This window comes from Paenibacillus terrisolis (assembly GCF_056171975.1).
The window spans coordinates 1-24,465 of record NZ_JBKFGG010000052.1 but is presented as its reverse complement, the minus strand read 5'-3'; the positions used below and the strand labels follow the sequence as shown (position 1 = coordinate 24,465).

Here is a 24,465-nt window from a genome sequence, read left to right as displayed (position 1 = left end):
TCGGTCCAATATATGGACATGACCTAGATACGAGGGCTCCGTATCGTCGGCGCTCAGTTGTCTTATTTCGTTAGCTCGTCATTCCAGTATAAATCATCGGTTCTGTATGAGAGTATTAATGAATTTGCTGCTTTGGGCCGCGATGGTCTCATACTCGAAATCTTGTACATAGTGCCCGCAATCGAGGATGACCTGTTGACTGTCCTTTACTGTAGCTAGAAAGTCCCTTTGATATTGCTGCCATTCCTTCGTAGCGATTCCCGTCCCCTTCCCGTTCGACGTGAAGAACAACATCGGGACTTGAGGGGAGGGCGTGCCATTCACTTTCCGGGCATTCGATTTTACGCTTTCCATCTCCGTTATCATAGGTTTTGTTTCCGTTCTTCTATAGTAGACGGATTTATAAATCTCTTTTTCATGATCCGTCAGTGTACCTGCCATAATAGCCGCTTCACCATCGATCATCGACGGAATGAACCGCGTAATCCCCATTTTAGCTCCAAATGAGAATAAGTCGAATAGAATACTGTTCGGAACATTCACATCGGAATAAGAACCGGGTACTGCTGCATCGAGTCCTATAATGCCCGACACTTCTTCGGGATGCTTCTGCGCCCAGTATATGGCCTCTAAGCCAGACATCGAATGGGGGAATAGAATATAAGGTGCTTTTACACCAGCTAATCTCAACGAATCCCTTGTCTCTTCCAACACGGTATCGATATCCCTTGGCACATCCGCAACCTCGCTGAATCCATATCCCGCACGCTCAACGACCGCAATTTTATATTCGCCGCTTAATCGGGAATAAAGGCTCCTGAAATCCAAGATCGGAGAAGCCGTTCCGCCTCCGGCTAAAAAAACGAGAGTGGCACTCCCCTCCCCCTCCGTATACACGCTCATCTCATGGCCGTTTACCGAAACCATTTGACCGAGCGGCTTAAACAACTCCGCTTCTTGGTTTAATTTGATTTGATGATTGATAAAACCTCCTAGTATAGCCAATAATATCAACCCGATTAGTGTTCCAAATCCTTTTCCGAACCGCTTCCACATCTTCCTGCTTGTTCCTTTGCCTTCATGTTGTTTTATCATAGCCAACTCCAATCAATAATCTCTTTTTCATAGAGTTATCTTAGCAGTTTCGACAGTACGTAATAATGGATTTAAGTCGTGATCTCTCGCTAGACCTTTGTCTAGCCTAAGACTGGACCACTAAATTACGCATTTCCGCAGGAATGACACTACATTAAGGACAACATGCAAATTTTAACCAACACACAAGCATTTTTAATACCTTCACCTTAATTTGCCAAACAGAAAATATTCTGTCCGAACAACCGGAGCGATAGGGCACAGCTTTTGTTTGGTTCGTATTGGTCGTCGGCGCTATTTCATATACAATGAGAATAAATAAGTAACGGACAAAAGGACGGGTCAAGCCAATGAAAAAACGCACCGCTAATCTTCTTACTATTATAGTTATCGCTTTGTCCGTGATCGGGTACGGATTCTATTATTCTATGAATTTAAATACAACCGTACAGAAAGCCGTGTTGGATCAGGTGAATCCCGATGATATTTACCTCCAAAGCGGCCGCATTAAAACCGCAGAAACGGATGCTCCGCCCGATAATGATGTGTTCGTGAGAGATGCCACTGAAGTTAAAGAAATTTTAGAGCTGTTGACGGATATCAAAATTAAAAAGGTAAATGAGCTCAGTAAAACAAACCAAGCTGCTTACATCTATAACATGATGATTCGTTCAAAAAATCAGGATTCCTCAATGGATGGGAACATCACGCTATGGAGTTACAAGGAGATTTCCATCTACAACAACCATAACGCAAACCATAATCAGGATTATGCGATTAAGAGCGACTTCGACTTTAATGCCTTTGCAAGCTCGCTGGATCAGCTTTTTCCGGCGAAATAAAAACACTTCTATATAAATTGAACCATTGTTCCGGATTTCTTTGATTTAATAAAATTCAAATGGAGTACTACTTTTCATTAGTTCAATTTATATAGCCCGAAAAAGGCCGGCTGAATCAAATCAGCCGGCCTTTCCTATATAGAGGTCCGCTCAAGGCTTACCAAGCTCTCCGCTCCAGTCGTGGACCATGCTGCCCTCGAAGAACTTCTCGCAGTCCATCGCCGCCATGCAGCCCGAACCGGCCGCAGTAATCGCCTGGCGGTAGCGCGTGTCCTGAACGTCCCCGCATGCAAATACCCCCGGCACGTTCGTCTCCGTCGTTCCCGGCTTTACGGCGATGTAACCCTGCTCGTCCGTTTCAATCGCGCCGCCGAGGAAACCGGTATTGGGCGTATGTCCAATCGCGATGAATACCCCGTCTGCTTCCAGCAGCTCCTCCCGATTCGAGGCATTGTCGCGAACTTTCAAACCCTTCACGATTCCGTTCTCGTCCGTCGCGACCTCAAGAGGCGTCCGGTTTAACGCCCAGTCGATTTTTTCGTTGCTTCTGGCCCGCTCCTGCATAATTCGCGATGCCCGGAGCTCGCCACGCCGATGCACCACGGTCACTTGGGTCGCAAAACGCGTCAGGAAGCCCGCTTCCTCCATGGCGGAATCTCCTCCGCCCACAACAACGATCTTTTTCCCGCGGAAAAAAAAGCCGTCGCATGTCGCGCAAGTACTAACCCCGCGGCCGACGTTCTCCTGTTCGCCCGGAATGCCCAGGTATCTGGCCGAAGCTCCGGTCGACAGGATCACCGTTTCCGCCTCGAGCTCTCGGCCCCCCTCCACCTTCACCTTAAACGGGCGCACCGAAAAGTCCACTCGCTCTACCCATCCGCTGGTGAACTCCGCGCCGAACCGTTCGGCCTGCTTGCGCATATTGTCCATAAGCTCCGGCCCCATGATCCCTTCCGGGAAGCCGGGAAAGTTCTCCACTTCCGTCGTTGTCGTGAGCTGTCCGCCGGGCTGAACCCCCTCGATGACGAGCGGGTTCAAGCCGGCGCGGGCCAAATAAATGGACGCCGTCAAACCTGCGGGACCGGTACCGATTACGATTGTTTTGTGCAAATCCCATTCCTCCTTGGCTCCTCCTGATCGGCAATCAATTCGTCATTGATCCTCCGTATCAAGTTTTGCCCAAGTTGGACGGCTTTACCCTACTTAAGTCGAACTAATGACTGGGGCGGAATGCAAGCAGCCCGAGCGGCTACCGGACGGATGGGAAAATAGCCTCCATCTTCTCTTTAACCCCGCACACCTCATCAACGCGGCGCACATATCTACTGGCCGTCGATGCAGAAATTCCATATTTCTTCGCGACCGCCTCGTAAGTAACCGGATAGCGGTGCATTTTGGCCGTTAAATACTCAAGCGCGGCGGCCCAGCCCTCCGTATGCGAAATCGGCGGCGTATCCGGGTACAGCCGGGTCAAAAAGTCGACCCACAACGTTTCCATGTCATGCAGCTGTTGAAGCCCAAAGCTTTTGCCCATGCGGTTCATGGACATATCCACGACCGCCTGCCACTCGCTCCGCCAAACCGGGAGCTTTGTGGTGACTTTGCTTGGGTTAACCATCGTCGTCGTTCCCCCGGTGCAAACCGGCATAAGCTGATCGACGCCCAAGCTGCGCAGCGCAAAAATCGCGAGTTCTTTCAAGTATTCATCTTCCTCCGGCTCCAGCAAAAACGCCTGAAGCGCCTCCTCCACCTCGCTGTCGGCAATCAGGCTGAGGGCTTGAATCACCTGCAGCTTCGTTTTGGCGTCTCCATGGCGAAGCGCCCAGAAGAAGGAAGAACGCACCAGCGGATCGTTTTGCAGCTCCGGCGGGAGCGCGTCTTCCGATCGTTCCCACAGCTTAAACTGCTCCTCAAACGGCAAATGATAATGATAGCTGGCCGTAAGCGTCCCCGGCTCGGCTCCGGGTTCCTCCAACCGGCTTAAATAAAAGTCCGGAAGGCGGCTGCCTTGATCAAGCCTGCCGACTTGCTGCCACAGTTTTTTGGCTTCGTCAAAACGGCCCGTATGATAAGCCGCAACAGCCGTATAATGGTGCAGGCTTGGATCGCCGTTCATATCCTCGTCCTGAAGCAGCCGTTTAAAGTGTTCATACGCCGTTTCGTGTTCTCCCAAGATGCCCATCGTCGTAGCCAGCTTAAAAACATGCTCCTGGTGGAAAGGAACAATTTTCCGCAGCATATTCGTTAGCTCGGCAAGAGCTTCCCGGTTTCCTTCGTGCTGATAAAAAATCGCCAGATTACACAGGCCGTGCAAATTGCCGGGCTCTCGCTCCAGCACCTCGCGAATCGTATCCTTCGCTTTTTGGAATAAACCCAGATAATAATAACCCAGCGCCAGATTGTTGCGGGCCGCCTGAAAGTCGGGGTGCTTCTCAACCAGTTCCTCCAAAAGCTTCACGGCTTGAGCGAATTTGCCCTGTTCCAGCAGCTCCCTGGCTTGATCATGTTCAAACACACCGCCGCTTGATTTGATGCTTCTCGGTTTCGTCGGACGGTCCAGCTCATATTGGAGCAAATCCATCATCTCTTCCGCCTCGGCCAAAAACTGGCCATGCGGGTCTTCTTCCAAATAGGTGATCAGAGCCTCTTCCGCCGCTTCGAACAAATCCATATTCGCATAATTGTTGGCCATATAAAAATAGCATTCCGTCATGGTCGGGTCGATTTCCTTCAGTACCACGGACAACGCGGCGTTGGACGCCTCGTAATCTCCCATTTCCGACAAAATCCCCGCCATATTGCAGTGATTCACCGGGTTTCCCGGTTCGTATTCCACAGCCTTGCGAAAATATTTCAATGCCTTGTCATAGTGATAGCGGTCCAATGAAGACACGGCCCTCTCAAAGAAAAAACCTGCGTCCATAGAGATCGGCAGAACTTTTCCCCGCGTGTTCCCCTTAGGTTGTTTTTTCTCTTCCAAGCAAGGCACCTCCTTTATATCGTCCATTTCATACATCCTTCAAAAATCTCTCCAAACCAGTATACCATAGTAAAAGCTGTCCTCCCACGGGGAATCCGGGCGGTAAATAACGGATTTTCACCTTGAATGGAAAGATGCGCGGGTGCGGAAAAATGCCATGTTTTCGAAACTTGCAGCTCTATCAGCCAACCCGTCTCATCCAGCAGCTTAATTTCAACACACAAAATATACCATATTATGCATAGAAATAGATATTTATGTTATGCCAAAATACGACAAACATCCATTAAAAAAAGCTGTCCAAAGGACAGCTTTTACATGGTATATATCCGTCGAAGCGAGGAGCGGCTTCAAATTCCCCGGTCTTTAAACAGAGCGGCGATCGACCCGCCCTCCATAATGAATTTAACGGCTCTCGCCAGCATAGGCGCAATAGGCAAAACCTTGAAATTATCCGGATGCTGCTCCGGTTGAGCGATGGAATCGGTGATGACAACCTCACGGATGTTCGGATGCTGCAGCTTTTGGATCGCCCCGTCCGAAAATAACCCGTGCGTCGCGCAGACGTATGCGTCCTCGGCGCCCCGTTCCTTCAGACCCTCCACCACATTTACGATGGTGGACCCCGTATCGATCAAATCTTCGATGATGATCGGAGTATGCCCCGCCACATCGCCGATCACGTGCGTGATCACCGATTGGTTATGCGCCGGACGCTTTTTGATCATGATCGCAAAAGGCGAATCGAGGCCGCTGGCCAGCTTCTCCGCCGTCGAAGCCCGTCCCGCGTCCGGAGACACGATCACGGGATTCTGGATGTTTTGCGCTTTGAGATAATCCGTCATCAAGTCGAGCGCCGTCAGATGATCCACCGGAATATTGAAAAATCCCTGGATCGCGGGCGCGTGCAAATCCATCGTGATCACCCGGTTTGCTCCGGCCGTGGTAAGCACATCGGCCAGCATTTTGGCCGAAATCGGCTCCCGAGGCGCGGATTTGCGCTCCTGGCGTGCGTAGCCGTAGTAGGGCATGATGATATTGACGGTGCGGGCGGAAGCTCTTTTGGCCGCGTCAATCATAACCAACAGTTCGACAAACAGCTCATTGATCGGATGCGAAAGCGACTGTACCAGAAACACATCGTAATTGCGGACACTTTCCTCGTAGTGCACATAAATTTCTCCGCTTTTGAACCGTGACAGTTTGATTTTTCCGGGTTCCACGTCCAGACGCTCGCAAATTTGCGCCGTCAGCTTCGGATTGGAGGAACCGGAAAAAATCCGCATCTTGGCTTCCATAGTACCCTCCCAAAACATCAGATTGGATGATTCGGCAAGCTACAATTCCAGAGGAATCATGGTCCGCTTGCGCCCTTCAAATGTGGCCAACTCTCGTACACCTAAATCATACAACTCTTTACGCGCAGTGTCCAAGTACTCGCCAAGCTTATCCGGATCATGCGCGTCCGAGCCGACGGTCAGCGGGATATTCAGCTGAACGGCGGTCTGCAGGATTCGGCGGCCCGGGAACATTTCGGCGCACGGCTTGGATAAACCGGAGGCGTTCAGTTCCATCGCGACTCCGGCATCGGCCACGGTTCGCAGCGCATTTTGCTCAAGCTGCACGGTTTCCTGCTCACGCTCCGGCCCCGGACGATAGCCGAATCTTTTGATCACGTCCAAATGGCCCATGATATCGTAAAATCCGGTCGCGGCCGCTTTGGCTATCGCATTGTAATAACGTTCATAGACCGCAAAGACGTCCTGGCCCTCCCAGTTATGAACTTGGCGGAAGTCCGAAACGTCCCATTCTCCGAGAAAATGAACCGAGCCGATCACGTAATCCCACGGGTATCCCGTAACGATCTTCCCGATCTCTTCCTCCCAGCCTTCTATATAATCCCCCTCCAGGCCGACCTTGACTTCAATTCGTCCCCGGTACTTCTCCTTAAGAGACAGCGCCTCCTCTACATAGCGGGGCAATTCGGCGAGCGGCATGGCCATTTCGGGATAATACTCGGCCGGATCGACATGCAGCAAAGGCATATGGTCGGACAGGCCGATATGGGATAAACCGAGCTCGATTCCCCGGAGTACGTATTGCTCCAAGGTACCCACGGCATGGCCGCAGCGTTCGTGATGCGTATGGTAATCGATCAGCATTTCCTGCGCTCCGCCTTTCGTGCTAGTCGCGGCGCGGACGTTCATGACGCCGCTCCAGCTCCCGCATAATTTCATCCAGCGGCAAATCCCGCTCGCGCAGCAGCACCAACAGGTGATAAATGAGGTCGCTCACCTCGTACCGCAACTCGTCGTTGTCTTTGTTTTTGGCTGCAATGATCGATTCGGCGGTTTCTTCGCCTACTTTCTTGAGAATCTTGTCGAGACCCTTCTCGAACAAATACGTGGTATACGCGCCTTCGGGACGTTCCGCATACCGCGCGGCGATCAACTGCTCCAGCTCAGCAAGCACCTGGAAGCGGCCGCCGTCCGGCATCCTTTCGCGACCAGCGTTAGCCGCGTAGTCCTCTTTGGCCGGGATAGCCGCGATTGCTTCGGTTTTGTCACCTTCGGCTTTATCTCCGTCTACGGTTCGTTCGCCGCTCTTAACCGCCGCCGTCCGGTAAAAACAGCTGTCTTCTCCGGTGTGGCAGGCTGGCCCTTTCCGATTGACTTCAAGCAGCAGCGTATCCCCGTCGCAGTCGTAACGCAGCGCGGTAACCCACTGAGTATTGCCCGAAGTAGCCCCTTTATTCCACAATTCCGCACGGGAGCGGCTCCAAAACCAGGTTTGTCCGGTTTGCACCGATTTCTTAAGCGACTCGCGGTTCATATAGGCCAGCATCAGCACATCCTTCGTATCCGCGTCCTGGACGATGGCCGGAACAAGTCCCTGGGCGTCCCACTTGATGGCCTGCTCTAAATCATCTATCGAAAGCAACAATTGCAGCGGTTGATTCTCCGTCATCTTATCTCCACTCCTCTAGCCTTTAGTTCCCGTTTCAACTCCGGTACCGCGATTTCCTTATAGTGAAAAATCGTCGCCGCCAGTGCAGCGTCCGCCTTGCCTTCCGTAAAAACATCGTAAAAATCCGCCGGTTGTCCCGCGCCGCCCGAAGCGATGACGGGAATGCCCACCGTGCCGCTCACCGCGGCGGTCAGCGGCAAATCGAACCCGTCCTTGGTACCGTCGGCGTCCATGCTCGTCAGCAAGATTTCCCCGGCTCCGCGCGACTCCGCCTCTCTCACCCAAGCGAGCGCCCGAATGCCGGTCGGCTTGCGGCCGCCGTGAGTGTACACTTCCCACTCGCCCCATTCCGCATTGTATTTGGCGTCCACCGCCACCACCATGCATTGGGAACCGAAACGCCGCGCCCCGTCCGAGATCAGCCCGGGATTCAGAATCGCCGCCGTATTGATGCCGATCTTGTCCGCACCGGCCCGCAGCAAGCGCTTCATATCGTCCACTTGGGAGATGCCGCCGCCGACAGTAAAAGGAATGGCAATTTCCCCCGCGGTTTGCCTCACGACTTCGATCATCGTTGCACGACCCTCGTTCGAAGCGGAGATGTCCAGAAAAACAAGCTCATCCGCGCCCTCCCGGTCATACAGCGCCGCCAGCTCCACGGGGTCCCCGGCATCGCGAAGATTCACGAAATTTACGCCTTTTACCACCCGTCCGTCCTTCACATCCAGACACGGGATAATTCGCTTTGCGAGCATATGACCCGACTTCCTTTCCAATGTTCCAAAGTGGATAGACTAACCTGACGAAGCTGGCGTGCGTCGCGCCGAACTCGTGAGCCGCTTGCAAGCAGCTTGCACGGCTGCCGCTACTTCAACACGCCCGCGACCGCCCGAATCGCCTCCGACAATTGAATGCTTTCCGTATATAAAGCCTTGCCCACGATAGCTCCACCGACACCCTCGTTCGCGTGGGCCGCCAGCTTCAGCAGATCCTCCTGCACCGTCACCCCGCCGGAAGCTATGACCGTCCGACCTGATGCTTTGGCCAGAGAACGGATCGCTTCCACGTTGGGGCCCTGCATCATGCCGTCCCTTGAGATATCGGTAAAAATGAATGTTTCCGCACCCTTGTCCGCGAGCTGGGCCGCAAGCTCCTCCGCCTGCACCTCGGACGTTTCCAGCCAGCCGCGCGTCGCCACGAAGCCGTTCCGGGCATCGATGCCGATGGCTACCCGGTCGCCGTACCCGCCCAGCACCGCTTCGGTGAATTCGCGATCCTCGATCGCCGCGGTGCCAAGAATGACGCGGCTGACGCCAAGCGACAGTAATCTTTGCACATCGCCCAGCGTTCGGAGTCCGCCGCCAACCTGTACGGGAACCTGCACGCTGCGGGCGATTTCTCCGATCAGCGCGTCGTTTACGGGGTGGCCGGCTTTGGCGCCATCCAAATCCACCAGGTGGATAAAGGTACCGCCCTGGCGCTCCCAAGAGCGGGCGACTTCCACCGGATTGTCGTTATAGACGGTTTCGCGCCCGTAATCGCCTTGCACCAGGCGAACACATTTCCCGCCCCGGATATCAATCGCCGGATAGATCACAAATGAAGACATCGCATCAATACCTCCCGCAGACTTTCTTTAATTTAAAATAGCGGTTATTTTTGGCGCTATTTCAGGAATTTCGAGCGATTTTACAAAAATAGAGGCCAATAATGGCGCTATTCTTGTAATTTTGAGCCTGAAACGACCATTTCATCGCCTCTTGCCCCAAATAGGACCATTTCGTACCGCTATTCCTCGCTGAATCTCGAAAGAACCTGAAATAGGGCCACTTTTTACCGCTATTTCCTCGGTACCCGGCCGAAAAAGGCCAAGGTATCGCATGACCGCGTGGCCACCGCAGTATCAATAATGGGGCAACTATTATGGAATACCGATATGCTGCGGCTGATATAGCGCATTCGATATAGCGCATTCGAAATGGCGGAGCCGAAGCAGCACAGCCAATGCGTCGCAGCCGAAGCGGATCATTTGTACCAGCACATCCTACCACGCCGACTTTGCCGCGTTCCATATCACACAAGCAGACTGCCGTATTTCCGCCTGTCGCATTTTTTGCGTCACGTGCAGTAGCTCGGCGAAAGCCCCGATCGGGCCCTACTCGCGTCAGCCGTGACCGGCCTTACACACGCTATCCTCGACTGCGCCCTACCTGCACCAGCAGCGACCGTCCCTACACTTGACGGGCCGTTTCCCTGCTCGCGGCAAGCGCGAGGAAATTGCGCAGCAGCGCCATGCCCAGTTCCCCGCTTTTTTCCGGGTGAAACTGCATGCCGTAAACATCGCCGCGGCCTACGATCGCGGTGACCGGCTGGCCGTAGTCCGTCACGGCCAGCAAATCCTCCCGGCGCACCGGCAGCACATGGTAGGAGTGGACGAAGTACACGTGCCCCTCCTCCAGGCCTGCCAGAAGCGGACTTCCCGGCTGCAGGAACGTCAGCCGGTTCCAGCCCATGTGCGGCACCTTGTAGCCCGCGCCGCCCGCAAAGCGCACCGCCCTGCCCGGCAAAATGCCGAGGCCCTCGTGCTTGCCGTGCTCTTCGCTCTCCTCGAAGAGCAGCTGCATGCCGAGGCAGATGCCGAGCAACGGTTTGCCGCTGGCGGCCGCCTGTCGCACGACCGCGTCCAGGCCCGACGCGCGCAGATGCTCCATCGCGTCGCCAAAAGCGCCCACGCCGGGCAGCAGCACGCCCGACGAGCCGAGAATCGCCTCGGCGTCGCCGGTGACGACGCCCTCAAAGCCAAGCCGCTCCACGGCTTTGCCGACGCTGTGAAGGTTGCCCATGCCATAATCGACGATAGCGATCGTCATTGGCTACAGCACCCCTTTCGTCGACGGCACACCGCTCACGCGGGGATCGATGGCGGTCGCTTCATCAATCGCCCGGCCCAGCGCCTTAAACACCGCCTCGATCATATGATGCGTGTTGTGTCCGTAGTGCACGATCACGTGCAGCGTGATCCGCGCTTCCAGCGCAAGCTTCCACAGAAACTCGTGCACCAGCTGCACATCGAAGGCGCCTACCCGATCCGAAGGATACTCGGCCCTGTACTCAAAATGCGGACGATTGCTGACGTCGATCACTACCTGAGCGAGCGCCTCGTCCATCGGGATGAATACGCTGGAGTAGCGCTTGATCCCTTTTTTATCGCCCAACGCTTCTCGCAGACATTGTCCGAGGCATATCCCGATGTCCTCCACCGTATGGTGATCGTCAATCTCGATATCGCCGCGCGCATCGACCGTTAAATCGAAATGCCCGTGCTTCGTAAACAGGTCCAGCATATGGTTCAGAAAAGGCACGCCGGTATCCAGCCGCGCATCGCCGCTTCCATCCACCCCAAACCGCAGCTTGATATCCGTTTCATTCGTTTTCCGGCTCACACTCGCTGTCCGCGTAAATACCTCGCCGATGCCAATATCCGTTCTCATCATGGTTTACATGCCTCCCCTTCCTCCAGCAGCCGAATTTCCACCGCCCGGGCGTGGCCTTCCAGCCCTTCCCGGCGCGCCAGTTCCATAATCGTCGCCCCGTTTTGGAGCAGCGCTTCCTTGCTGTAATAAATCAGGCTCGATTTTTTGATAAAATCGTCCACATCCACCGGCGACGAAAATCGTGCCGTCCCGTTGGTCGGGATGATATGGTTCGGCCCGGCAAAATAATCCCCCACCGGCTCCGAGCTGTACGGTCCGAGAAAAATAGCACCGGCGTTCTCCACCAGCCCCAGATATCCCATCGGATTCTCGACGATCAGCTCGAAATGCTCCGGCGCCAGCCGGTTGATCACCCCGATTCCGGCTTCGATGGAATCGACCAGGATAATGGCGCCGTACTGATCTATAGAGGCGCCGGCGATCTCCCGGCGCGGCAGCTCCGCGAGTTGGCGCCGCACCTCCGCTTGGCAGGCCTCGGCAAACGCCCGGGACGGCGTAACGAGAATGGCCGAGGCCATCTCGTCATGCTCGGCCTGGGACAGCAGATCGGCCGCCACATAGGCCGGGTTCGCGCTGTCATCAGCCAGCACGGCGATTTCGCTTGGCCCCGCAATGCTGTCGATATCCACGACGCCATATACCTCGCGTTTCGCCAGCGCCACGTAAATATTGCCCGGACCGCAGATTTTGTCCACCGGCTTGATCGTGTCCGTGCCGTAAGCGAGCGCGACCACGGCCTGCGCCCCGCCAACCCGGTATATCTCGCTCACGCCGGCTTCCGCCGCCGCAACGAGAATATACGGGTTGATCCCGGCCTTCCCTCCGGTCGCCGGCGGCGTCACCATCACGATCTCCGGCACGCCGGCGACCTGGGCCGGAATGACGTTCATCAGCACGGAAGACGGATAAGCGGCTTTCCCGCCCGGCACATACACCCCAACCCGGTTAAGCGGGCGAATGATCTGCCCAAGCAGGCTGCCGTCCGGCTGCAAATCCATCCAGGAGTTCCGCTTCTGCCTCGTGTGGAAGGCCCGAATATTGTCCGCCGCCGCCGAGATCGCCGTCACGAACGAAGGCTCCACCTCATCGTAAGCCGCCTGCAGCTCTTCCGCGGTTACCCGAAGCGCATCAGTGTCCAGCTTCATCCCGTCAAATTGCTTCGTATAGCGGAGCAGAGCGGCGTCGCCTTCCCGCTTTACGTCCTGCACGATGGAGCGAACAACCGCATTTTGCTCCGCCGACCCGTATTCCACTTCCCGCCGCAAATCAAACTCTTCCGCCTTCACCACTCTCATTTTGCATGCCTCCTGACTTCATACGGCGTTACCTATTTTTGCATTTCCCGGACGGATCTTCGCCTTGCAACAAGCACCATATCCGCTTATAACAGCTAAGGTTTGCCTATTCCAGCCTTGGGGATCACCCGGTTAAGCGCGTCGCAAACGGCCTGAATCTCCTCGTTTTTCATCCGGTAGCTCACCCGGTTGGCCACCAGGCGGCTCGTGATCTCAAAAATGCTCTCCAGTTCGACCAGCCCGTTCTCCTTCAGCGTCTGTCCCGTCTCCACCATGTCGACAATCCGGTCGGCAAGGCCAATCAGCGGCGCGAGTTCAATTGATCCATTCAGCTTGATCACTTCGACCTGCTGGCCCTGCTCCCGAAAAAACTGCGACGCTACGTTCGGATATTTCGTCGCTACCCGTTGATGAATGCCCGGCTGCCAGCCCGGCAAAGCAATCACCGACATGCGGCAGCGGGCGATCCCGAGGTCAAGCAGCTCATACACGTCCCGGTTCTCCTCCATCAGGACATCCTTGCCGACGATGCCGATATCGGCCACGCCGTATTCCACATAGGTCGGTACGTCGACCGGCTTGGCAAGAATAAACTCCATGCCGATTTCCGGCAGCGGAATGACCAGTTTGCGGGATTCATCCACATCGGTCGGAATCCGAATTCCCGCTTCCCGGAATAAGGCCGAAGCTTTTTTATAAATTCGCCCTTTGGGCATCGCGACTTTGATGATTTGTCCCAAGTGAACCAGCCTCCTTTTCCCTGCGGTCAAAAGCCGAAATCGACATAGTTGCGGATTTCCCCATACTCATGCGTCCGTCCTAATGAGCCGGTTCGGAGCGTTTCCGCACCATCTTTCTCGGTCCGCAGATCCTCCGGCCCTTCCACATGCCTCATCACGGCGATACGCCCTTCCCGTCGCAAGTGCGAAGCTTCCAAAAAAGCCTGCTTGCGGTTGGCCGCATCATATTGAACAAGAATCGGCAGCTCGCGAATCCGTGAAATCCCGTCTACGCCATCCAAAATCCGGTTCGTTTTCAGCGCAAACCCCGTGGCCGGGGCCGGTCTCCCGAACTGCTGCAGCAGATTGTCGTACCGCCCGCCGCTGCACACCGGGAAGCCCAGTTCCGCCGCGTATCCTTCAAATATCATTCCGGTATAATAGGAAAAATCCCCGATCATGGTCAGGTCGATCATGACATGCTCCGCAACGCCATAATCCTCCAGCGCATCCCACACCCGGGCTAGATGCTCCACCGAAGCGCGGGCCAGCGGACTCCGGCTAAGCTCCAGCGCTTGACGGCAAATTTCCTTGCCGCCGCGAAGCCGCAAAATCCCTTCCAGTTCCTCGCGCTGCTCCACAGCGAGGGATAGCCCCGCTAGCGTCTCGCGGTACCCGACAAAATCCCGGTGCAGCAGCCCTTCTTTCAAGCTCTCGCGGGTGTCTTCCCGGCCGGGGACAGCCTCCTCCAGCAGTCCGTTCAGAAAACCCACATGCCCTAAGGCGATTTTAAAAGAAGATACTCCCGCCGCCTGCAGCGAAGCAACCGCCAAAGCGACTACCTCGGCGTCCGCTTCGGGGGAATCATCGCCGACCAATTCCACGCCGGTTTGAAAAAACTCCGCCTCTCTGCCCGCTTCCTCTTCAATCGCCCGAAATACGTTGGCATGATAGGACAGGCGAAGCGGCAGCGCCTCATCTTTTAGCAAAGAAGCGACCACCCGGGCAATCGGGGCCGTCATATCGGAACGGAGTACCATCGTGGTTCCTCGATTGTTGAGCAGCTTGAACAGCTTTTGATCCGATGTGGAACTGGCGACACCCACCGTATCGTAATACTCCATCGTTGGCGTCATCATTTGCCGGTATCCCCATCCCGCCATGCAGTCCAGGACATTTCGCTCGATTGTCCGCAGCTTCTCCACGGCAAAAGGCAGATAATCACGGACTCCCACCGGTTTCTCAAATCCTTTTGGCTTCGACAAGACTCTCACCTCAGCATTATCATTCGAAGGATGCAAATCTTTTACTACAGCTAATATAAAATCCTTCATCGAACCTTTACTATATTAAAGTACTACCATACTACCAAAGTAAAGAATATGCCATATCGTATCATATTTGCTTTGGACCCGTCAACGCCCTTCGCCGCCTAAAATAAACGTTGGTCAATAAAATATTTCGCCGACCTAAGGCAAAACCCTTGTACTCCGCAGTGGAATTCAGCCTCCTATTTCGGCGTCAAAAAACCGGCCGGGAACCCGGCCGGTTTTGATATTTGGAGGAAGTTACATATTCGCGCGTACGGATGGACCCTGTCCGTGATCGTGGACACCGGGCAATTTCTTTCTTCGCAGCGAGGAAGGCACACTGCCCAAAAAGACGGAAGCAAACGGCAGCCTGCGAAAGCAGAATTGAACAAAGATCCAGGATAGGAACAAGGCGCAAAGCGATCCGCCGAGGATGAAGAGCAAATATTGTACCGAATCTCCGGGCAAATTTTGTTCCGTGCGGAAATACCGGAAAAAGATCAGAACCGCAGGATGAAACAAATAGATCCCGAACGACAGCTCCCCTACCCGGGTCAAAATTCTCATCCAGAAATCCGAACCTTTGCGGTAAACCAGAAAGGAAACCCTCATCAACAGGATTGCGGTGAAAAGGGTATGCAGGTTCCACAGCAGTTCAAACCATAGCGAGTCGGGAGATATCCGCCCTGTGCGGAAAGCATACCATAGCTGCACATGAGTAAATGCTATCGCAAGCCACCCTACCCATAGCAGCGCAGTCATCCACTTGCCCCGAAAGGACAGCTCTCTCCAGTCCGTCAGCAGCCATTGTTTAATTCGGGCGAAATAGATCGCCACGACGGCGCCCATCATGTAACACGCCATATAGGTAGGCGCATAGCTGGCTTTATTCACGAGATGCAGCTGGTACTTGTTCCAGATAACGAAGCCCCATTGCACCGCCAGCCCCGCCGGAAGAATCAACCCGAGCAGAACGTTGTTTTTCCGGAAAGCTTGGAACAACCACAAAAAAAGCGGAAACAAAACGTAAAACTGAATGCTGATAAATACGAAATACAAATGCGTGTATGCCGTTCCCGTTAATAACGCAATCCCGAGCGCCTTCAGCTCGTATAGTTTAGAGTTATAGAAGAAGGACCCGGTCCCCAAGGCCACGACCAGAAAATAACAGATGGAAACGAGAAGATAAGGAAGGATGATGAAAGTAAGTCGCTTTTTATAGAATCGGCCAATCAGGTTTCGGTTCACCGGCTGGTCGTAGTAGTTGTAAAAAAGAACGAAGCTGCTAAGAAAAATAAAGGACGGCGTGCCGATTTTGAAGAAAATATTCATCCAGTTGTATAAGTAATAGAAGGGTGAGTTCAAGGCTTGTTCCGCTGCGGCAAACGAGGAGGCATGCACCTGAATGACGCAGAAAATCGCAAGCGCCCGAAATAAACCCAGCTGCGGCAACCGTTCCTTCATCACTTTATTCACTCTACCAACTCCTGAGTTCGATTTTTGAAATTCTTATCATTGTTGGCAATCCGGAGCTTTTTGTTTCCAATCCTGTTATACTTTTTACTTATCTATCCTCACTATACCTGGATTTCCCATTCAAAACTATTATTTTTTCGCGGATCCTCGCCCTCCGAAAAAAAGAAAACCGTTTAGGACGTCAGGGCGTCTATATGATAGGAATTTAAAATTACCGGCCGGTAAATTCCGCACAAATGTCGTAATTTATATGGAAGGAGCCCGAACGTGGAAGAGAGAGAATGGGCCGCCGCCGCTTGCCAAGGAGACGAAAAAGCCTTTTATTGTTTGATTGCCGCACACAAAAGAAAGCTATACGGAATCGCCTTCAGTTATTTGCGCAATGAAGCCGACGCCCTGGAGGTCATTCAGGAAACGGTGTGCAAAGCGTGGATCAAATGCCGTCATTTGAAGGAACCGGAAGCTTTTGTGCCTTGGTTGATTCGAATTCTGATCAACGTTTGCATCGATGAGCAGAACCGGCGAAAAAGGGTTCTTTCGCTGGCTCCCGAGCGTCGTCAGGGAACTCCCGAGATGATCAGCGTTTATAAGATGGATCTGGAAATGGCGCTGGAGCAGTTAAAGCCTAAATACCGCCATGTCATTATGCTGAAATACTATCAGGACATGACCTTAAGCGAAATCGCCAAAGTGCTGGACCGTCCCGAAGGCACCGTCAAAACCTGGCTTCACCAGGGACTTAAACTGCTTCGGGGCAAAATGAATTGGGGAGGCGAATTGTATTATGGTTGAACGGGAAGAAAGCCAGCTGCGCTACATTTTTGACAGCTCGCGCCAAGCCGAGAGGCTGATCGGCGAGGAGCAGTTGGATGCCGCCATCCGCGGCGGCTTGGATCGCGGAAGATCGTTGCGGCGCACTCACGCTGCGCGCGCTAGATGGAGCATGGCCGGGGGAGCCGTAGCCTGCGTGCTGCTGCTTGCGTTCGTCTGGCAGTTTTGGAATCCGGCATCGGCACCATCGCAAGTCTCGCTCGGCAGCCAGGACAATAACATCCCAAGCTACGTCCAATCCCTGATGACCACGGACATGGAACAAGCCGCCGAGCATGGATTGTATCAGCCGATCAACCAATCGGCCGAAAAGGACGGCTACAAAGTAACCGTAGACGGAGTCCTCGCGGACAGCCAGACGATAGTTGTGTTTTATACGTCGGAGAATACCAATCGGGGGTTTCCGCTCGAAAGTCAAAATACCTGGTTTGACGGCATCAATTACAACTCATTTTATTCGCTCACCACAGGGACCTCCTTTTATGAATCGGCAGACCATCAAAAGAGCAGCGTCGGTCCGATTACTCATAGCTCATACACGCTCCGCTTCTCGGACGGGCAGGTTCCTGATAAGCTCTCTATTACCGGTAAGTGGGGAGAACGCTTTGAGTCGAAGGATGCCCTGAAACAAATTTCGGTTCCCTTCCGTGTGGACAGTTCCCAATATGCCGGCTTGGTGCAAAAAGTTCCTGTTAATCAGTCGGCTACCGTCGGCAAACATAAGGTCACAATTACGCAGTTGGTGCTTCGCCCGCTAAGCACAACCCTGGAAATTAAACCCGAATCCTCCGGAGGAGAGAATCTGCAGGATATGCTCGATGCCAAGCTGTATTTGGGAGATGCGCGAGAAGGTCAGTTTTCTGCTTTCGCGATGCCTATAAATACTATAGTCGATTCTCTTAACGGAATTCCTGCGATCTCAGGACTCATCTTTAAAAGCCTTTATTATGACAATTACAGTGAACTGACATTGAAAGCCGCGGGAATAACGGAAGCCATGAAGAAAGAACAAAAAACGTCAATGGATCTGGATCAGAAGAAAGTATTTACAAATGATCCTAATACCTTAATCAAACTCAAAGAACTTACAGCGGATAAAGAAGTGATCGAAGTCCAATGGCAATTTGAACGCAGCGATAAGGACAAAAGCATTCAATACGAGCTGGATACCCATTTCACCGATGGAGCAGGCCAAAAATATGTCATGAAGAACAAAAAAAATCCGGATTATTTATACGAGCTTTCTTCGGAAACGGCAACTTTCTATCTGGAGCCGAAACCATACGTTCAGCCTTTGACCTTCTCGCTTTCGTCTATTCATTTTCATGACATCAAGCAACCCTTGGAATTCAATGTGAATCTGAAGTAAGTAATCAAAAAAAGAGGCTGTTTCGGGTTCAGGTCTTAATGACCTCCCGAAACAGCCTCTGCTCATTTTCCGCTTATTTAACCCTCTGCCTCATTGCCTCCGGCACCCTCAGGGCTTTTCCTCTCTATAACCCGCAGCGGATTGCCGCCGACAAACGTACCGGCTTCGACATCTTTATGTACTACCGACCCGGCGGCAACTACCGCACCGTCTCCGATCGTAACGCCGGGCAAAATGGTGCAGTTCGCCCCAATCATTACTTCGTTGCCGATGTATATTTCCCCCAGCCGATACTCCTTGATTAAATACTCGTGGGCTAAAATGGTCGTATTGTACCCGATCACCGAATTTCGGCCAATCGTGATCAGCTCCGGAAAAAAAACGTCCACCATTACCATCAGGCCAAAAGCCGTATGGTCGCCAACCCGCATCCCAAGAATGCGGCGGTAGATGGCGTTCTTGACGGACAAAACCGGGCAATAGCGCGATATTTGGATGAAAATAAAATTCCGTACACCCTTCCACGGGCTCACGGTACGGTACAGCTGCCATAACGCGTTTGGCCCCTCAACGGGGTAACGCCGAGTTTTTCTCACGGCTTAACAGGCTCCCATCCCAAAATACCGTATAGATCGGTCATATCCTTCAGGATATAGTCCGGGTTGTATTTCTTCAGTTCCTCTTCCCCTTTGAGCGACCAGGCCACCGCGGCCGAACGGACTCCGGCGTTTTGCGCGCACTTGATGTCCGCGATGCTGTCGCCTACCATCAGCGTACGGGAAGAATCGGCGTTTAACCTTTGAAGCGCGGTCAGAATTGGCTCCGGATGCGGCTTAGGGTGCTCCACATCCTCGACCGTAACGATCGTCTTCATAAACGGTCGCATTTCAAACAGATTCAGCGCCTGCAGGGTCGTGAGCTGGATTTTGGTTGTCACTACGCCCATGGAAATGCCGCGTTCGTGCAGCTTGGCCAACACTTCCTTGACATTCGGGAACTCCTTGACCAGCTCATCATGGCGCTGCCGGTTATACTGGCGGTAATCCGCGACGAGCGCGGTGACATCCTCCCAGCCGGAAAACGTCCGAAGCTGCTCCTCAAGAGTCAACCCCATATAAGGGATGATTTGCTCCCGGGTATAGGCCTTCAACCGATTTTTCTCGATCACATGCAAAAAAGTCGTAATAATCAGTTCGTTAGTATCTACAATCGTCCCATCCAAATCAAATAACACAGTGTCTATCATGTATGGCTACTCCTTTTTATCTTCAGGGGCTTCCGGCGTCTCCGCCGCCTCCTCCTTCTCTGGAGCTTGATTCTCTTCTTTCTGCTCCTCTGCCGCCGGAATTACCGGCAGGTTATCCGCCTCCACCTGCTTGGTGGACACGATCGGATCGCGGTAATAAGGCAAATCCCGCACCGTCTGCCGCCGGACGATGATGAATACCACTGCGGCAATCACGATCAGAAGGGCCAGCAGCTGCGAGATTCTGATATTCCCGTAGGACGGGGCCAGATATCCCTGCTCAAAGCCGAACCATTCCATCGGTTTCCAAAGTGCGTTTACGAAGGAAGCCATCCACGCCGCGCCTTGGAAGCCAAGGCTGTCCGTCCGCAATGCCTCAATGAAGAAACGGCCGATCGAATACCAGATAAAATAAGAGGCGAACAATTCTCCGGCCTTCATAAATTTCTGTCTTCTGAGCACGAACAGCAGCAGAAGTCCTACCAAATTCCACACCGATTCATACAAAAAAGTCGGGTGATGGAACGTGCCGTCGACATTCATTTGATTCACGATAAAAGCCGGCAGATGAAGGTGATTGCTTAGGAAATCCTGGGTTGTAGGACCGCCGTAAGCTTCCTGGTTCACGAAATTTCCCCAGCGTCCGATCATCTGGCCGACAATCAGGGAAGGCGCGCAGATATCGGCGATCCGCCAGAAGCCGTAACCGCGCCGACGGGTGAATATAACCGCGCAAATAATCGCTCCGATCAATGCGCCGTAAATCGCAATGCCGCCGTTCCAGATTTTAAAAATGTCCCAGAAATTGTTCTTGTAATCATCCCACATGAAGGCGACAAAATAAATTCTCGCCCCCACGATAGCCGAAGGCACGCCAAGGAGCAGCAAGTCCATAAAAAATTCTTGGGGAATGCGGAACCGCTTCCCCTCCCAGACCGCAAGCAGCAAACCAACCAACGCCGCACTGCCCAAAATCAGGCCGTACCAATGAACCTTTAAACTGCCGATAGAGAAAGCTATCGGGTCCAATAACAAGGTGCCCATTCTTCACGCTCCTAATCCAAATCGTCGATATCTTCCGCAATCGTTTCCGTCAGCTTGGTCGTAAATTGCAGCGCCGCGTTGTAGCCCATCCGTTTCAAACGGAAGTTCATCGCAGCTACTTCTATGATAACCGCAAGGTTACGTCCGGGACGAACCGGAATCGTAGCCAGCGGCACATCCGTGTCGATAATCCGGGTCGTTTCTTCGTCGAGGCCCAGACGGTCGTATTGTTTTTCCTGCTGCCAGGCTTCCAGCTTCACCACAAGCGAGATCCGCTTGTTATTGCGAATGGCTCCGGCCCCAAACAACGTCATAACGTTGATAATGCCGACGCCGCGAATCTCCAGAAGATGGCGGATCAACTCGGGGGCCGTACCGTGAAGCTGATTATCCGAGGTTTGTCGGATTTCCACGGCGTCGTCGGCAATCAAACGGTGCCCGCGTTTTACGAGCTCAAGCGCGGTTTCGCTTTTCCCGATGCCGCTGCTGCCGGTGATGAGCATGCCCACGCCATACACGTCCACAAGTACGCCGTGAATGGTTGCGGTTGGCGCCAGCTTCCGTTCGAGGAAGCTGGTGATCCGGCTCGACAGAATCGTTGTCGCCATGCTGCTCCGCAGCACCGGAATTTGTTTCTGCGTGCTGATCTCAATAAGCTCCTCCGGAACGTTCCAGGAGCGCGTTACAATAATGCACGGCGTCTCATCGCTGCTGCACAAACGCTCCATGCGTTCCTTCCGTTCTCCGGGAGGAAGCATTTCGAAGAAGGCCAGCTCCGTTTTACCTAAAATTTGTACGCGTTCCGGCGGGTGATATTCGAAATAACCGGCCATTTCCAGACCGGGACGATACAAATCATCCACCGTAATGGCCCGTTTCAACCCTTGCTCTCCGGTAACAACCTCAAGCCCGAATTGGTTGACCAATTCCGATACCTTCACTTTTTTAACCATGGTGTTCTCCTTTTCCGATACCGGCGGTCCGAATGAAAAACGGCCATCCTTCCCGTTCCGATATACGCCGTCTATACGCTTTCATAAATGCTCGGATAGCTCGTTGTGCCCATAAAACTTACCAATGTATCCATCGTAATTGAAATTGCTTCGTAAATCAATCATCGTCCGGGAAAGCGCGGTTTATCCCATTGCGACGGTCTTTGGCGCTTGCTGCATCAGCATACTAAAAAAACCGCCCCGAAGGGCGGTTTTTTTTAACCGTTAAGAATCGATTAGCTAAAGAATACGTTCCGTTCCGTTTCTTTATCGAAGATATGAATTTTGTTCATATCGATCGCGAGCTTCACATTGTCGCCTTCGCGAGTATTGGAGCGGCCGTCAACGCGAGCGATCAGGTTGTCGTTGCCTGCACCGTTCAAGTACAGTTGCATTTCATGACCAAGGTTTTCAGTCAGGTACACGTTAGCGGTAAATGCCGTATTCGGGGAAGCTTCCAGGAATACCGGTTCTTCGTGGATATCTTCAGGACGGATACCCATGATTACTTCTTTACCTACATAACCTTTGTCTTTCAAAATCGCAGCTTTACCTTGAGGAACAACTACGTTCAGATTGTTAGCCTTGAAGCGGAGTTCGCCGCCTTCTTCAGCCAAGCTTCCGTTTACGAAGTTCATCGTAGGGGAACCGATGAAACCGGCAACGAAGATGTTTCCTGGTTGATTGTACAGTTCTTCTGGGGAAGCGGCTTGTTGAATGATACCGTCGTGCATAACGACGATCCGGTCACCCATCGTCATAGCTTCGATTTGGTCATGTGTTACGTAAATGCAAGTGGTTTCCAAACGTTTAACCAGTTTCGTGATTTCCGCGCGCATTTGACCACGCAGTTTAGCGTCCAAGTTGGAAAGCGGTTCGTCCATCAGGAACACTTGAGGATCGCGGACGATAGCGCGGCCCAAGGCAACCCGTTGACGTTGACCACCGGAAAGAGCTTTTGGTTTGCGGTCAAGCAAATGTTCAATATCCAAGATTTTCGCAGCATCGCGAACGCGTTGGTCGATTTCGTCTTTTTTCACTTTGCGCAATTTCAAACCGAACGCCATGTTTTGATATACGTTCATGTGTGGATACAAAGCGTAGGATTGGAATACCATCGCGATATCGCGATCTTTCGGAGCTACGTCGTTCACGACGCGGTCGCCGATGTACAGTTTACCTTCAGTGATTTCTTCCAGACCAGCGATCATCCGCAAAGTTGTGGATTTACCGCAACCGGACGGACCAACCAGTACGAGGAATTCCTTATCCGCGATATCAAGGTTAATGTCAGCTACAGTTGCTTTATCGGCACCTGCATATTTTTTGAAAATGTGCTCTAAACGTACGCCTGCCATGTGTTTTGCCTCCCATAAATGGTTTTTGGTTGTGATTGCTATCTCAAAAATGTAATCGGATACAATTCATATTTATATATTACCCATGAAGCCCAAAGACCGCTATCCACAAACTGCACAAAAATACTAAGTCCTTTTCGTCACTTTGTACAATAGCAGCTCGAGCTTGACCAAAACGGCATCCCTAAACGCTCTCACATCGAGACTCGTCTCCTGTTTGAACTTGTCCAACCGGTACAATAACGTATTCCGGTGGATATACAAATGCTTCGCCGTTTCGCTGACATTGCAGTCGAGTTCAAAAAACGTTTCCAGCGTCATACGCGTCTCTTCATCTTGCAGCAGAGCGGCATGATCTCCGGTTTCTTCAATAAACCGCAGTCGCTGCGAATCGGGAATGCTATAAACAAGCCGCTCCAGTTTCAGCTCCCAAGGCAAATGGATTTGCTCCGTGACGCGAAATATCCGGCCAAGCGTCATCGTCTCTTTCATTAAAAGAGCTGCGGACACGAGTTCATTCTCTTCAATAAACCTGTCGCCAACGGTCACCTGGAATCCGCCTACCCATTCATTCGTGACCAGCTCGTACAATCCCTGACATAAAGCGCCCAGCATTTCACGTTCGGATTCGGCCCCTTCTTCGCTTTCCTCACGCAGGTTGGTGTACAATTCCTCGCTCAGCAGAATGAGCCATTCCTCTTTTATTGGAATAAGAACGACTTCTCCCCCAAAATAACTGCGAAGCAGCTTGTTCAATTTGGCAAAAGAAACCGCCTGCCCCGGGTTGTCCGAGCTCAGCAAAAAAGGATACAGTCGTCCCCTTAAACGGGATTTTATCGGCATTTCTTCAGGAACCGGCGTATGCGGCGACGGGCCGTGAGCCATTTGTTCCTCCAGCCATTCTCCAAGCTCCGCGCTCCAGAATTCGTCATCCTTTTTGGAGGAAATCGGCGCTTTAGGCTGAGTTTCCCGCTTCGAGGCCAGCAGCAGTTCAATCAGCTTCGCCTCCGCATCGGTTAGATCGGCGGAAACCGCCTCAAGCACCTGCACCTTAGAAGTTTGAAGCTGCCACAGCCAAATCACCCGGTCCTTGCTCCGAACCGGTCCTTGCTGCGCCGCGCCGCTTTCTTTGATTAAGTTTCGCCATGTCGAAACATCCATTTCCGACTCGGATAACGGGATTTTGACGATCGTCTCGATTTGCTGTTTCAGCGTTCTGATATCCATCGTATGATGCCATTCCTATCTATCATTTTTATAAATCGGATACCCTATTTTAGCATACCCAAGAGCCGAAACGAAAATGTCTGTTCCCGTGCAAAGGGACGCAAAACAAAAAAGCCGCCAACCCTAAGGTTGACAGCTTCTTATGATGAGCCATGAAGGACTCGAACCTTCGACACCCTGATTAAAAGTCAGGTGCTCTACCAACTGAGCTAATGGCTCA

Annotated in this window: 23 protein-coding genes and 1 tRNA gene; 3 read left to right on the top strand and 21 right to left on the bottom strand. The window is 52.8% G+C overall.

Going from position 1 to position 24,465, the window contains the following annotated elements; translation table 11 throughout:
* Positions 1-93: 93 nt before the first annotated feature.
* Positions 94-1,107, bottom strand: coding sequence for an alpha/beta fold hydrolase (locus tag ACI48K_RS24830; protein ID WP_475030310.1), 1,014 nt, complete (start codon positions 1,105-1,107; stop codon positions 94-96).
* A 338-nt stretch (positions 1,108-1,445) separates the two neighbouring features.
* Here ACI48K_RS24830 and ACI48K_RS24825 point away from each other — a divergent pair, with 338 nt between their 5' ends.
* Positions 1,446-1,937 (top strand): hypothetical protein, encoded by a 492-nt coding sequence (locus ACI48K_RS24825; RefSeq protein ID WP_475030309.1) that lies wholly within the window; start codon positions 1,446-1,448, stop codon positions 1,935-1,937.
* Between the two features lie 150 nt (positions 1,938-2,087).
* Here the strand turns inward: ACI48K_RS24825 and trxB are convergent, their stop codons facing one another.
* The 13 genes from trxB to ACI48K_RS24760 form a co-directional block, all read right to left on the bottom strand.
* The gene (gene trxB, locus ACI48K_RS24820; RefSeq protein WP_475030308.1) at positions 2,088-3,047 is read right to left on the bottom strand and encodes a thioredoxin-disulfide reductase; all 960 of its coding nucleotides are present in this window, start codon (positions 3,045-3,047) and stop codon (positions 2,088-2,090) included.
* 139 nt (positions 3,048-3,186) lie between these two features.
* Positions 3,187-4,917 carry a tetratricopeptide repeat protein gene (locus tag ACI48K_RS24815; protein WP_475030307.1) on the bottom strand — a complete coding sequence of 577 codons (1,731 nt, stop codon included), beginning with the start codon at positions 4,915-4,917 and terminating at the stop codon, positions 3,187-3,189.
* 350 nt (positions 4,918-5,267) lie between these two features.
* Positions 5,268-6,215 (bottom strand): ribose-phosphate diphosphokinase, encoded by a 948-nt coding sequence (locus tag ACI48K_RS24810; RefSeq protein ID WP_475030306.1) that lies wholly within the window; start codon positions 6,213-6,215, stop codon positions 5,268-5,270.
* A gap of 39 nt (positions 6,216-6,254) precedes the next feature.
* Positions 6,255-7,079, bottom strand: coding sequence for a histidinol-phosphatase HisJ (gene hisJ / locus ACI48K_RS24805; protein WP_475030332.1), 825 nt, complete (start codon positions 7,077-7,079; stop codon positions 6,255-6,257).
* 22 nt (positions 7,080-7,101) lie between these two features.
* Positions 7,102-7,884, bottom strand: a complete 783-nt coding sequence (gene hisIE, locus ACI48K_RS24800) for a bifunctional phosphoribosyl-AMP cyclohydrolase/phosphoribosyl-ATP diphosphatase HisIE (RefSeq protein ID WP_475030305.1) — start codon at positions 7,882-7,884, stop codon at positions 7,102-7,104.
* Positions 7,881-8,639, bottom strand: a complete 759-nt coding sequence (gene hisF / locus ACI48K_RS24795; RefSeq protein ID WP_475030304.1) for an imidazole glycerol phosphate synthase subunit HisF — start codon at positions 8,637-8,639, stop codon at positions 7,881-7,883. Before hisF ends, hisIE begins: the two co-directional genes overlap by 4 nt.
* 110 nt (positions 8,640-8,749) lie before the next feature.
* Positions 8,750-9,493 (bottom strand): 1-(5-phosphoribosyl)-5-[(5-phosphoribosylamino)methylideneamino]imidazole-4-carboxamide isomerase, encoded by a 744-nt coding sequence (gene hisA, locus ACI48K_RS24790; protein WP_475030303.1) that lies wholly within the window; start codon positions 9,491-9,493, stop codon positions 8,750-8,752.
* A gap of 622 nt (positions 9,494-10,115) precedes the next feature.
* Positions 10,116-10,754, bottom strand: a complete 639-nt coding sequence (hisH, locus tag ACI48K_RS24785) for an imidazole glycerol phosphate synthase subunit HisH (protein WP_475030302.1) — start codon at positions 10,752-10,754, stop codon at positions 10,116-10,118.
* Between the two features lie 3 nt (positions 10,755-10,757).
* Positions 10,758-11,375, bottom strand: coding sequence for an imidazoleglycerol-phosphate dehydratase HisB (hisB, locus tag ACI48K_RS24780; protein WP_475030331.1), 618 nt, complete (start codon positions 11,373-11,375; stop codon positions 10,758-10,760).
* The gene (gene hisD, locus ACI48K_RS24775; protein ID WP_475030301.1) at positions 11,375-12,673 is read right to left on the bottom strand and encodes a histidinol dehydrogenase; all 1,299 of its coding nucleotides are present in this window, start codon (positions 12,671-12,673) and stop codon (positions 11,375-11,377) included. Before hisD ends, hisB begins: the two co-directional genes overlap by 1 nt.
* 95 nt (positions 12,674-12,768) lie before the next feature.
* On the bottom strand, positions 12,769-13,413 hold the full coding sequence (gene hisG, locus ACI48K_RS24770; protein WP_475030300.1) for an ATP phosphoribosyltransferase: 645 nt from the start codon (positions 13,411-13,413) through the stop codon (positions 12,769-12,771).
* A 26-nt stretch (positions 13,414-13,439) separates the two neighbouring features.
* Positions 13,440-14,657, bottom strand: a complete 1,218-nt coding sequence (locus ACI48K_RS24765) for an ATP phosphoribosyltransferase regulatory subunit (protein WP_475030299.1) — start codon at positions 14,655-14,657, stop codon at positions 13,440-13,442.
* A 303-nt stretch (positions 14,658-14,960) separates the two neighbouring features.
* The gene (locus ACI48K_RS24760) at positions 14,961-16,178 is read right to left on the bottom strand and encodes an acyltransferase (RefSeq protein WP_475030298.1); all 1,218 of its coding nucleotides are present in this window, start codon (positions 16,176-16,178) and stop codon (positions 14,961-14,963) included.
* A gap of 267 nt (positions 16,179-16,445) precedes the next feature.
* On the opposite strand from ACI48K_RS24760, the gene ACI48K_RS24755 reads away from it, so the two are divergent.
* Together ACI48K_RS24755 and ACI48K_RS24750 are read left to right on the top strand one after the other, a co-directional pair.
* Complete coding sequence (locus ACI48K_RS24755; protein ID WP_475030297.1) at positions 16,446-16,970, top strand: sigma-70 family RNA polymerase sigma factor; 525 nt, start codon at positions 16,446-16,448, stop codon at positions 16,968-16,970.
* Positions 16,963-18,378, top strand: a complete 1,416-nt coding sequence (locus ACI48K_RS24750) for a DUF4179 domain-containing protein (protein WP_475030296.1) — start codon at positions 16,963-16,965, stop codon at positions 18,376-18,378. The genes ACI48K_RS24755 and ACI48K_RS24750 overlap by 8 nt, the downstream gene beginning before the upstream one ends.
* Positions 18,379-18,455: 77 nt before the next feature.
* On the opposite strand, the gene ACI48K_RS24745 is transcribed toward ACI48K_RS24750, so the two are convergent.
* The 7 genes from ACI48K_RS24745 to ACI48K_RS24715 all read right to left on the bottom strand — a co-directional run bounded on the left by ACI48K_RS24745 (position 18,456) and on the right by ACI48K_RS24715 (position 24,464).
* Positions 18,456-18,974, bottom strand: a complete 519-nt coding sequence (locus tag ACI48K_RS24745; protein WP_475030295.1) for an acyltransferase — start codon at positions 18,972-18,974, stop codon at positions 18,456-18,458.
* Complete coding sequence (gene ppaX, locus ACI48K_RS24740; RefSeq protein ID WP_475030294.1) at positions 18,971-19,624, bottom strand: pyrophosphatase PpaX; 654 nt, start codon at positions 19,622-19,624, stop codon at positions 18,971-18,973. Before ppaX ends, ACI48K_RS24745 begins: the two co-directional genes overlap by 4 nt.
* 6 nt (positions 19,625-19,630) lie before the next feature.
* Positions 19,631-20,668: a prolipoprotein diacylglyceryl transferase gene (gene lgt / locus ACI48K_RS24735; protein WP_475030293.1), complete on the bottom strand. Its 1,038-nt coding sequence runs from the start codon at positions 20,666-20,668 to the stop codon at positions 19,631-19,633.
* An 11-nt stretch (positions 20,669-20,679) separates the two neighbouring features.
* Entirely contained in the window at positions 20,680-21,621 is a 942-nt protein-coding gene (gene hprK / locus ACI48K_RS24730; RefSeq protein ID WP_475030292.1) for an HPr(Ser) kinase/phosphatase, read from the bottom strand.
* A 275-nt stretch (positions 21,622-21,896) separates the two neighbouring features.
* Positions 21,897-23,018: an ABC transporter ATP-binding protein gene (locus tag ACI48K_RS24725; protein ID WP_475030291.1), complete on the bottom strand. Its 1,122-nt coding sequence runs from the start codon at positions 23,016-23,018 to the stop codon at positions 21,897-21,899.
* A gap of 126 nt (positions 23,019-23,144) precedes the next feature.
* Complete coding sequence (locus ACI48K_RS24720) at positions 23,145-24,245, bottom strand: PucR family transcriptional regulator (RefSeq protein WP_475030290.1); 1,101 nt, start codon at positions 24,243-24,245, stop codon at positions 23,145-23,147.
* Positions 24,246-24,391: 146 nt separating this feature from the next.
* Positions 24,392-24,464 (bottom strand) — tRNA-Lys (locus ACI48K_RS24715).
* Between the last annotated feature and the right edge of the window lies 1 nt (position 24,465).